The following is a 240-nucleotide window of genomic DNA, read 5'->3' on the forward strand; positions in this document are numbered from 1 at the left end:
TTGGCTTCCGAGACCGTGGATACAGCGCCTTCTGCGCTGCAAAGGGTGGGCTGGCTGTCCTTTTGAAGCAGCACGCAACCGAATTGGCGCCCAACGGCATCACCGTTAATGGTGTCGCCCCGGGCGCGGTACGAACTCACAAGAACGACAAGGCTCTTGAGGACGCAGCGACGTTTCAGCGGGCCACGGCGGATGTTCCTCTCGGTCGCTTGGCAACACCAGCCGATGTCGCGGGCGCGG

At 62.9% G+C, this 240-nt stretch carries 1 protein-coding gene; it reads left to right on the forward strand.

Annotated features, from left to right (window positions below):
* Positions 1–240 (forward strand): SDR family oxidoreductase (locus KJQ96_RS39515; protein ID WP_213291276.1); only part of this gene is annotated, 240 nt, incomplete at both ends.

The organism is Bradyrhizobium sp. sGM-13 (assembly GCF_018398875.1).
Lineage (GTDB): Bacteria > Pseudomonadota > Alphaproteobacteria > Rhizobiales > Xanthobacteraceae > Bradyrhizobium.